The sequence below is a fragment of the Streptomyces sp. NPDC052064 genome, from assembly GCF_055585925.1.
This window is the reverse complement of record NZ_JBVJJE010000003.1, coordinates 727700-737011: the sequence shown is the minus strand read 5'-3', so window position 1 is coordinate 737011 and position 9312 is coordinate 727700. Positions and strand designations below refer to the sequence as shown.

11 protein-coding genes are annotated in these 9312 nt (G+C 69.2%); 4 read left to right on the top strand and 7 right to left on the bottom strand.

The genetic code is table 11. The features are described 5' to 3' along the window. Positions 1-518: 518 nt before the first annotated feature. A complete protein-coding gene (locus ACZ6TU_RS11250; RefSeq protein ID WP_467673554.1) occupies positions 519-1169 on the bottom strand; it encodes a DNA-3-methyladenine glycosylase in 651 nt (216 codons plus the stop codon). Between the two features lie 145 nt (positions 1170-1314). Here ACZ6TU_RS11250 and ACZ6TU_RS11245 point away from each other — a divergent pair, with 145 nt between their 5' ends. The 3 genes from ACZ6TU_RS11245 (at position 1315) to ACZ6TU_RS11235 (ending at position 3405) form a co-directional block, all read left to right on the top strand. Further along, the gene (locus ACZ6TU_RS11245) at positions 1315-2097 is read left to right on the top strand and encodes a sporulation protein (protein WP_467673556.1); all 783 of its coding nucleotides are present in this window, start codon (positions 1315-1317) and stop codon (positions 2095-2097) included. Positions 2098-2148: 51 nt separating this feature from the next. Then, entirely contained in the window at positions 2149-2688 is a 540-nt protein-coding gene (locus ACZ6TU_RS11240; RefSeq protein ID WP_467673558.1) for a YbhB/YbcL family Raf kinase inhibitor-like protein, read from the top strand. Between the two features lie 210 nt (positions 2689-2898). Further along, positions 2899-3405, top strand: coding sequence for an HNH endonuclease (locus ACZ6TU_RS11235; RefSeq protein WP_467673560.1), 507 nt, complete (start codon positions 2899-2901; stop codon positions 3403-3405). 60 nt (positions 3406-3465) lie between these two features. On the opposite strand, the gene ACZ6TU_RS11230 is transcribed toward ACZ6TU_RS11235, so the two are convergent. From ACZ6TU_RS11230 to ACZ6TU_RS11220, 3 genes are all read right to left on the bottom strand, one after another. Further along, the gene (locus ACZ6TU_RS11230; RefSeq protein ID WP_467673562.1) at positions 3466-4422 is read right to left on the bottom strand and encodes an SPFH domain-containing protein; all 957 of its coding nucleotides are present in this window, start codon (positions 4420-4422) and stop codon (positions 3466-3468) included. A gap of 131 nt (positions 4423-4553) precedes the next feature. Beyond that, positions 4554-4985: an NfeD family protein gene (locus ACZ6TU_RS11225; RefSeq protein ID WP_086847490.1), complete on the bottom strand. Its 432-nt coding sequence runs from the start codon at positions 4983-4985 to the stop codon at positions 4554-4556. 95 nt (positions 4986-5080) lie between these two features. Beyond that, positions 5081-5878, bottom strand: a complete 798-nt coding sequence (locus tag ACZ6TU_RS11220) for an ABC transporter ATP-binding protein (protein WP_467673566.1) — start codon at positions 5876-5878, stop codon at positions 5081-5083. Positions 5879-6039: 161 nt separating this feature from the next. Here ACZ6TU_RS11220 and ACZ6TU_RS11215 point away from each other — a divergent pair, with 161 nt between their 5' ends. Further along, positions 6040-6825: a hypothetical protein gene (locus tag ACZ6TU_RS11215; protein WP_467673568.1), complete on the top strand. Its 786-nt coding sequence runs from the start codon at positions 6040-6042 to the stop codon at positions 6823-6825. 233 nt (positions 6826-7058) lie between these two features. On the opposite strand, the gene ACZ6TU_RS11210 is transcribed toward ACZ6TU_RS11215, so the two are convergent. The 3 genes from ACZ6TU_RS11210 to ACZ6TU_RS11200 all read right to left on the bottom strand — a co-directional run bounded on the left by ACZ6TU_RS11210 (position 7059) and on the right by ACZ6TU_RS11200 (position 9270). Then, positions 7059-7301: a chaplin gene (locus tag ACZ6TU_RS11210; protein ID WP_059423450.1), complete on the bottom strand. Its 243-nt coding sequence runs from the start codon at positions 7299-7301 to the stop codon at positions 7059-7061. 156 nt (positions 7302-7457) lie between these two features. Then, on the bottom strand, positions 7458-8099 hold the full coding sequence (locus ACZ6TU_RS11205) for a response regulator (protein ID WP_467673570.1): 642 nt from the start codon (positions 8097-8099) through the stop codon (positions 7458-7460). Then, on the bottom strand, positions 8092-9270 hold the full coding sequence (locus ACZ6TU_RS11200; protein WP_469547839.1) for a GAF domain-containing sensor histidine kinase: 1179 nt from the start codon (positions 9268-9270) through the stop codon (positions 8092-8094). Before ACZ6TU_RS11200 ends, ACZ6TU_RS11205 begins: the two co-directional genes overlap by 8 nt. Between the last annotated feature and the right edge of the window lie 42 nt (positions 9271-9312).

The following is a 9312-nucleotide window of genomic DNA, read 5'->3' as shown; positions in this document are numbered from 1 at the left end:
GGTAATCCGGTGCAACACCACGAGAGCGGAACAGTCAGGCGGAATAGGCCCGACCGTTCACAGCGTCCTCGCTGTGTTTTTTCAAAGGAACCTCGCCCCAGCTGATGCTGGAGACGGGGTATCAACATATCTGGCGTTGACTTTTGGCACGCTGTTGAGTTCTCAAGGAACGGTCGCTTCCTTTGTACTCACCCTCTCGGGCTTTCCTCCGGGCGCTTCCCTTCGGTCTTGCGTTTCCGACTCTATCAGATCCTTTTTTCGATCCGATTCCCTGTCGGCGGGATTTGCCGGGCGGCCTTGGCTTTCGCTCGTCGGCCTTTCGACATTCACTACGTTAACCGATTCGCCGTCCAGCTCATAATCGAGTCCGTCGGCACCGAATTCAGGCATGCGGGCACACCGAATTCGCCCCTGCTGAGGGGAGTCGCTAGGTAGTGGGTTGGCCGCTTCCGGCTGCTGGCGAATGCCGTACCCGGGTCAAGCGGCTCGGGCTACATTACGCATCCTGCGGGGACGCGTCAACTTCGACGGCGCCTCGGGACATGGGCCCGATAGGGGCTCACTGTCGGGTCGTTGGCGATCCAGAAGCGCCAGGGGTGGATGTCGCCGTTGCCCCCGTCGCCCGCGACTCCGGTGCGTGGGCCGTTGCGTACCTGGTCACGAGGTACGGGCGTGCCCGTGAGGATCTTCAGGGGTGTGGCGTCGGAGGTGCAGGCGTCCGTGCCGTCCAGGGAGCGGTCCACGTCCAGGGCCGTGGCCAGGCGGGCCGGGCCTTTGGCCAGTTCCTTGTCGTTGCGGGCCGAGAGTCGACGGGTGCGGGCCAGCTCGGCTCCCTCGATGATCTCGCCGGCGCGGAGCAGGACCGCGCTCGCCTTGCCTTCGGGGCCGCACACCAGGTTCATGCAGAACCACATGCCGTACGTGAAGTAGACGTAGACGTGCCCGGGGGGACCGAACATCACGTCGTTGCGGGCCGTGCGGCCGCGATAGGCGTGGGAGCCGGGGTCGTCGGCACCGTCGTATGCCTCGACCTCCGTGAGGCGGAGGGCGATCGGACCGTCCGGGGTGGTGCGTACCAGGATGCGGCCGAGGAGGTCGGGGGCGACATCGAGGACGGGCCGGTCGAAGAACTCCCTGGACAGGGGCGTACGGTCGGGGGTCGCGATCATGCCGTCCGAGGGTACTGGAGACGGGTGGTGCGGCGGGGTGGCCTCAGGGACCCGGCCTTGCCAGGGTGAGGGCATGGAACCGGCCACGGCCGGATCGCGTTTGTATGGATCAAGGATCCACCCGTAGTGGGCGAGAGGGAGAGACATGGCGTTCAAGAAGCTGCTCGCGAGCCTGGGGGCCGGCGGGGCTTCCGTCGAGACGGTGCTGCACGAGGTCAACGTCGTGCCGGGCGGTGTCGTCCAGGGTGAGGTGCGGATTCAGGGCGGGTCCGTGAACCAGCAGATCGAGGGGCTCTCGGTCGGGCTGCAGGCCAAGGTCGAGGTGGAGAGCGGCGACCAGGAGTACAAGCAGGACATCGAATTCACGAAGTCACGGCTGGGCGGGGCGTTCGAGCTGCAGGCGAACGCGGTACACGCGGTGCAGTTCGGGCTGGAGATTCCGTGGGAGACGCCGATCACGACGATCGACGGGCAGGAGCTGCGCTCGATGCACATCGGGGTCTCCACGGAGCTGGAGATCGCGCGGGCGGTGGACTCCGGTGACCTGGACCGGATCAACGTGCATCCGCTGCCGGCCCAGAAGGCGATCCTGGACGCGTTCATCCAGCTGGGGTTCCGGTTCAAGAACGCGGACATGGAGCGCGGTGTCATCCGGGGTACGCGGCAGAAGCTGCCGTTCTACCAGGAGATCGAGTTCTACCCGCCGCAGCAGTACCGGGGGCTGAACCAGGTCGAGCTGAGCTTCGTGGCCGACGAGCAGGCCATGGACGTGGTGCTCGAGATGGACAAGAAGCCGGGGCTCTTCAGCGAGGGCAGCGACACGTTCCGGTCCTTCCAGGTGGGTCTCAACGACTACCAGGGGACCGACTGGACGGCGTACCTCAACCAGTGGCTCTCCGAGGTCGGCAGCAAGCGCAACTGGTTCTAGACACCCCCTAGGCTCGGGGTCAACTGCAAGAACCGATCAGGAGGTACCGAGGTGACCGAGCTCAAGCGGCGGCCGCTCCCCCACGACTTCCATCCGCCCGTGCCGTCGTTCACGGTGACGAGCAAGGACATCGAGGAGGGTGCGACGCTCCAGGACGCTCAGGTCTACGCGGCCGGCAACACGTCGCCGCAGCTGCGGTGGGAGGGCTTCCCGCCCGAGACCAGGAGCTTCGCCGTGACCTGCTACGACCCCGATGCCCCGACGGGCAGCGGGTTCTGGCACTGGGTGCTGTTCGACATCCCGGCGTCGGTGACCGAGCTGCCGGCGGGCGCGGGCAGCGGCAAGTTCGAGGGTCTGCCCGAGGGCGCGATCCATGCTCGTAACGACTACGGCAGCAAGGAGTTCGGCGGTGCCGCCCCGCCGCCCGGGGACGGGCCGCACCGGTACGTGTTCACGGTGTATGCCGTGGACCAGGAGAAGCTCGGACCGGACGCGGAGGCTTCGCCCGCCGCCGTGGGCTTCAACCTGCGGTTCCACACGATCGGCCGGGCTCAGCTGATCGGTGAGTACGAGGTGCCCGCCGAAGGCTGAGCGAACCGCCCTGCCATCCCAGCGTTCACGGAACGTTTGCCCGCTCCTGGTCTTGGAATTGATCAGGAGCGGGCATTTTTGTTGCCGGGGGTCGCGGGGGTCACCCCCCGTGGGAGCAGCAGATATTGCGTTGTCCATCTCGGCGTGCCCGGCCAGAGTTGATCCCAGCCCGCCAGGGGGTGGGCCGGTGCACACGGGAGGTGGGCTGGTATGCGGGACACGCTGGTACTCAACGCGAGCTTCGAGCCGCTGTCGACGGTGACGCTGAACCGAGCCGTCGTTCTGGTGCTTCAGGACAAGGCCGTCGTCGAGCAGGCCCACCCCGAACTGCGGATGCGGGGAGCCGCGGTCGACATACCGGCGCCCCGTGTGATCAGGCTCTGCCAGTACGTACGGGTGCCCTTCCGAAGACGAGCGCCGTGGTCGAGGCGGGGTGTGCTGGTCCGGGACCGGCACCGGTGCGCGTACTGCGGAAGGCGGGCGACGACCGTCGACCATGTGGTGCCGCGGTCGCAGGGGGGTCAGGACACGTGGCTGAACACGGTGGCCTCTTGTGCGGAGGACAATCACCGTAAGGCGAACCGGACTCCGGAGGAGGCGGGGATGCCGCTGCTGCGGCACCCGTTCGAGCCGACTCCGGCGGACGCGATGCTGCTGGCGCTGGGGCAGGACGACTTCGACGCGCTGCCGGAGTGGCTGGCCCAGCCTGCGGCCTAGCTGTCACAACGAAAGGGGGCCCGCTTCCCCGGGAAGCGGGCCCCCTTCGTGCGTGTCGGGTCAGTCGAGGGACGGCTTCTCGCGGCGTTCCTGGGCGGGGACGCCGCCTCCGGACGCGCCTCCGTTGCCGGAACCACCGCCCATGCCACCGAAGTTGCCCATGGCGCCGGAAAGGCCCTTGAGGGCGTCGCCGATCTCGCTGGGGACGATCCAGAGCTTGTTGGCGTCGCCTTCGGCGATCTTGGGGAGCATCTGGAGGTACTGGTAGGAGAGCAGCTTCTGGTCCGGGTCGCCGGCGTGGATGGCCTCGAAGACCGTACGGACGGCCTGGGCCTCGCCCTCGGCGCGCAGTGCGGCTGCCTTCGCCTCACCTTCGGCGCGCAGGATCTGGGACTGCTTCTCGCCTTCGGCGCGCAGGATCTCGGACTGCCGGACACCTTCGGCCTGGAGGATGGCGGCGCGCTTGTCGCGGTCGGCGCGCATCTGCTTCTCCATCGAGTCCTGGATGGAGGTGGGCGGCTCGATCGCCTTGAGTTCGACGCGGTTGACGCGGATGCCCCACTTGCCGGTGGCCTCGTCGAGGACGCCGCGCAGGGCCGCGTTGATCTCCTCGCGGGAGGTCAGGGTCCGCTCCAGGTCCATGCCACCGATGATGTTGCGGAGCGTGGTGACCGTGAGCTGCTCGATCGCCTGGATGTAGCTGGCGACTTCGTACGTCGCGGCCCGCGCGTCGGTCACCTGGTAGTAGATGACGGTGTCGATGTTGACGACCAGGTTGTCCTGGGTGATCACCGGCTGCGGCGGGAACGGGACGACCTGTTCGCGCAGGTCGATGCGGTTGCGGATGGTGTCGATGAACGGGACGACGATGTTGAGGCCCGCGTTGAGTGTCCGCGTGTAGCGGCCGAAGCGCTCGACGATGGCCGCGCTGGCCTGTGGGATGACTTGGATCGTCTTGATCAGGGCGATGAAGACCAACACCACCAGAATGATCAGGACGATGATGATCGGTTCCATCGTCGTTCCCCGTACCCTTCTCCGCCTCGGCGTCTTCGGCAGATCTTATGGTTGTCGAAGATCTTGCTGGTCGAGTCTGTCAGACCGTCGCGTAGCTGGCGAGGAGTTCACTCCAGTTACGTCCTGCGAGGTCACATGACGATCGCAGTGGCTCCCTCGATGTCCACGACGTCCACTTCCTGGCCTACTTCGTAAGCACGGTCCGTGTCGAGGGCGCGGGCCGACCAGACCTCTCCGGCGAGCTTGATCCGTCCGCCGGAGGCGTCGACGCGTTCCAGGACGACGGCTTGTCTGCCCTTCAACGCGTCCACGCCGGTGGCGAGTTGGGGCCGCTGGGCGCGATGCCGGTTCGCGATGGGCCGTACGACGGCGATGCCCGCCGTCGAGATGACGGCGAAGACGACGACCTGGGCGACGGCTCCGCCGCCGAAGACGCCGCTGACCACCGCGGCGCCGATGGCGCCCACCGCGAGCATGCCGAGTTCGGGCATCGCGGTGACCACGAGCGCGATGCCGAGCGCTGTCGCGCCGATCAGCCACCACAGCCATGCGTCGATTTCCACATGGTCATGGTAGGTCCGAGGGCCCTGTCGCCGACAGGGCGCCCAGCGTGTGAAATGCCGTTCTTGCTTTGGGATTTGTGTGGCGGTGGGCCGGGTCAGGAGAGCGGAAGGCCCTGCGCCGTCCAGCGCTCGCCCGCCTGTTCGACGACGAGCGGGAGGCCGAAGCAGAGGGAGAGGTTGCGGGACGTGAGTTCGAGCTCCATCGGGCCGGCGGCGAGGACCTTGCCCTGGCGGATCATGAGGACGTGCGTGAAGCCCGGGGGGATCTCCTCGACGTGGTGGGTGACCATGAGCATCGAGGGGGCGATGGGGTCGCGGGCGAGACGGCCGAGGCGGCGGACGAGGTCCTCGCGGCCGCCGAGGTCGAGGCCGGCGGCGGGCTCGTCGAGGAGCAGCAGCTCGGGGTCGGTCATCAGGGCACGGGCGATGAGGGTGCGCTTGCGCTCGCCCTCGGAGAGCGTGCCGAACTTGCGCTCCAGGTACTCGCTCATGCCGAGGCGGTCGAGGAAGGCGCGGGCGCGCTGTTCGTCGATCTCCTCGTAGTCCTCGTGCCAGGTGGCGGTCATGCCGTACGCGGCGGTCAGCACCGTCTCCAGGACCGTCTGGCGCTTGGGGAGCTTCTCGGACATGGCGATGCCGGCCATGCCGATGCGCGGGCGCAGCTCGAAGACGTCGGTGCCGGGCCTGCCGAGGGTCTCGCCGAGGATGGCGGCGGTGCCCGAGCTGGGGAAGAGGTAGGTGGAAGCGAGGTTGAGGAGGGTGGTCTTGCCGGCGCCGTTCGGGCCCAGGATGACCCAGCGCTCGCCCTCCTTGACCGACCAGGAGACCTGGTCCACCAGAGCCCGGCCCTCGCGGACCACGGATACGTCCTGAAGCTCCAGAACATCGCTCATGAGCGCGTTGTCTCCCCTTGCAGTGTGGCCGGTCTCGGCTGTCGCGTAAGCCTGTGGCTCGGTCCGCCGCGCCGGTGGGCGCAGCCCTCCATGAAATCTACGCCACCGGTCGGCCGGGACATTCCCTCGGTCCGGTCCTTGGAGGGTCCTAGGGTGGGGACATGCTCATGGAACCGCGCGCTGGACGTCTCGCAGCTTGGGGAAATGCCCTTTTGGCCGGACTTGTCTCTCCGGACGACGCCGTGCTCGCCATCGTCGGTGAGGACGCGGTGCACCGGGTGGAGGGGCTGCCGGGTGAGTCGGGCCAGGTCGGACTGACGCTCGCGCTGGGGCGGCTGAGGACGCTCGGGGTGACCGGACTGCGGGTGGCGCTGCCCGCGCCGGGGCATCCGCTGGGGCTGAGTGGGCCGCCGGAGTTCAACGCGCGGGCGCTGGAGGCCGAGGAGGCGGTGGTCTGTTACGGGGCCGCCCTCGGGTTGGTGCCGGACGTGTACGAGGCCGGGCCCGAAGGAGTGCAGGTCGAGGTGGTGTGGCATGTGCTGACCGTGCGGGAGGCGCCGCCTGCGGATGTGCCGTCGCTGGGCGAGGCGGAGCGGGAGCTGGCGGAGGCGCTCAGGGACGCGACCGAAGTGCTGACGCGGCTGGATGTGGCCGGGGCGGGGCCGGTGGCGGAGGCGGCGGTCGATGCGTATCGGGCGCGGGCCGAGCGGGGGCGGGAGGTGCTGGCGCCCGGGTATCCGTCGCGGGCGGTGCGGGTGCTGGAGTTGGCGCAGCGGGTGGGGACGCTCATCGCTGTGGCGACGGAGAGTGGGCACGGTGGTGCGGTGAGTGCGTCTGAGATCTCTGCGCGGAGGGAGGCGTTGCGGCCGGTGGAGCGGACGGCTCGGCGGGCGCAGGTCGCGGCGTACAACTCCGTTGTGGAGGAGCGGGAGCGGGGGGTGCGGTGACCGTCGGTTGTGGAGGCGCTCGGCGTCCGTGCTGGAGGCGGGTGGGTGTGTAGCCCGGCGTAGCGGAGTGCCTCGTGCCTCCCCCAAGCTCTTCGAGTACCCCCAGCGCCCACCCGTGCCGCCCCAGCGGCACGACTGCCCGCAGGCTGAGCCGACCCAGTACATGCCTGACCGGCCTCCCAGGCGTGCTGGGAGGCCGGTGTCACCTCCGGCTCGGAGACGGAGGTGGGGCGTCAGTGGTTGACGGCGTGGTTGCCGAAGGCGGGGTTCAGGACGCCCACAACGTTCACGCTGTTGCCGGACACGTTGACCGGGACGTGCACCGGGGCCTGGACGACGTTGCCCGAGCCGACGCCCGGGGAGCCCACGGCCTGGCCGTCGGCGTGCGCGCTGGTGGCGGAGGCGATGCCCGCGCCCGCGGCCAGCAGGCCACCGGTCACCATCGTCACGGCAGCGGCCTTCTTCAGGTTCTTCACTTCTGAGCCCTCCTTGCGATTGCCGCGGCAGGCGCCGCAGCACGCACTGGAGAACGGCGGAGACCCACTGAGGATGCGCCAAATGAGGGACGTTCCCACGACAGTATGAATCTCAGTCCGGAATGGAACCCTCCGTGTTGCCGTGGGGTGAGCGTGTCAGCCGGTCACGCCATGGCGAACGGCCCACAGGGCGGCCTGTGTTCGGTCGGACAGGTCGAGTTTCATCAGGATGTTCGAGACGTGGGTCTTGACGGTCTTCTCGGAGAGGACGAGGGCTCGGGCGATCTCCCGGTTGGAGCGGCCGTCCGCTATCAGGCCGAGCACCTCGCGCTCCCGGTCGGTGAGCGAACCGGCCCTGCCGGGGCCCGAGTTGGCCTCCTCCTGGGACAGCAGGGCGTCGGCGACCTCCGGCTGGAGGAGGATGTGCCCGGCGTGGACGGAGCGGATGGCTCCGGCGAGGGCGTCGGGGTCGACGTCCTTGTAGACGTAGCCGGCGGCGCCCGCGCGCAGGGCCGGGACCACCGTGCGCTGCTCGGTGAAGCTGGTGACGATCAGCACGCGCGCGGGGTTGTCCAGTTCGCGGAGTCTGCGCAGGGCGGCGACTCCGTCCATGCCCGGCATCTTGACGTCCATGAGGATGACGTCGGGCCGCCGCTCCTCCGCGCGGTCGACTCCTTCGGCGCCGTCCGCCGCCTCGCCGACGACCTCGATGTCGTCCTGTACCTCCAGGAACGTGCGCAGGCCCCGGCGTACGACCTGGTGGTCGTCGACGAGCAGCACCTTGATTGCGTCAGCCACCGGGGACCTCCATCTCGATCGTGGTGCCCTTGCCGGGCGCCGATTCCACGGTCAGCGTGCCGCCGGCCCCGTCGGCCCGGTCCCGCATCGAGACCAGGCCCAGGTGGCGTCCCGCGCGGCGGACCGCCAGCGGGTCGAAGCCGCTGCCGTCGTCGGTGACCCTCAGGACGGCTCCGCTGCCGCGGCGGTCCAGGGTCACGTCGACGTGGTCGGCGCCGGAGTGGCGCAGTGCGTTGTGCAGGGCTTCCTGGGCGACCCGCAGGACGGCCTCCTCCTGGGAGGCGGGCAGGGCCTTCACACCGCGGCCGGCGAAGGTGACGCGGGCGGAGTGGGCGCGGTCGAGGACCTGGGCCTGCGTCCGGAGGGTGGCCACGAGGCCGTCCTCGTCGAGGGCGGCGGGGCGCAACTCGACGACGGCGGCACGCAGTTCGTCGGCGGCCTCGGCGGCGAGGGCCGCCACCTGCTGGAGTTCGCCCTTGGCGCGGGAGGGGTCCCGGTCCACCAGGCGGGCCGCGGCCTGGGCGGTCAGGCGGAGGGAGAAGAGCTTCTGGCTGACCGCGTCGTGCAGTTCGTGGGCGAGGCGGGAACGTTCCTCGGCGATGGTGAGTTCGCGGCTGCGTTCGTAGAGGCGGGCGTTGGTGAGGGCGATCGCCGCGTGCTGGGCGAGTATGCCGAGCAGTTCCTCGTCGTCCTGGGTGAAGCCGCAACTGCCTTCGGATTCTGGACACGGGGGGTGTGGGGGGTGTCCCTCCACAGGACGCAGCTTGTTGGCGAGGAACAGCGCGCCGATGACCTCGTCGCCGTCGCGGATCGGCAGGCCCAGGAAGTCGACCAGGTCGGGGTGGGCGCTCGGCCAGCCCTCGAAGCGGGGGTCCTTGCGGACGTCGGCGAGGCGCTCGGCCCTGGCCTCGTGGAGCATCGCGGCGAGGATGCCGTGCTGGCGCGGGAGCGGGCCGATGGCCTTCCACTGCTCCTCGCTGACGCCGTCGACCACGAACTGGGCGAAGCCGCCGTGGTCGTCCGGGACGCCGAGCGCGGCGTACTGCGCGTCGAGCAGCTCGCGGGCCGAGGCGACGATCGTCTTGAGGACATCGCGCACCTCGAGATGCCTGCTCATGGCCAGCAACGCGGAGCTCACCGCGGCGAGGCCGGACCGTGGACCGTGACTCATGTCCTCACGGTACCGGCGGGCTGTGACAGCGCGGATCGGACC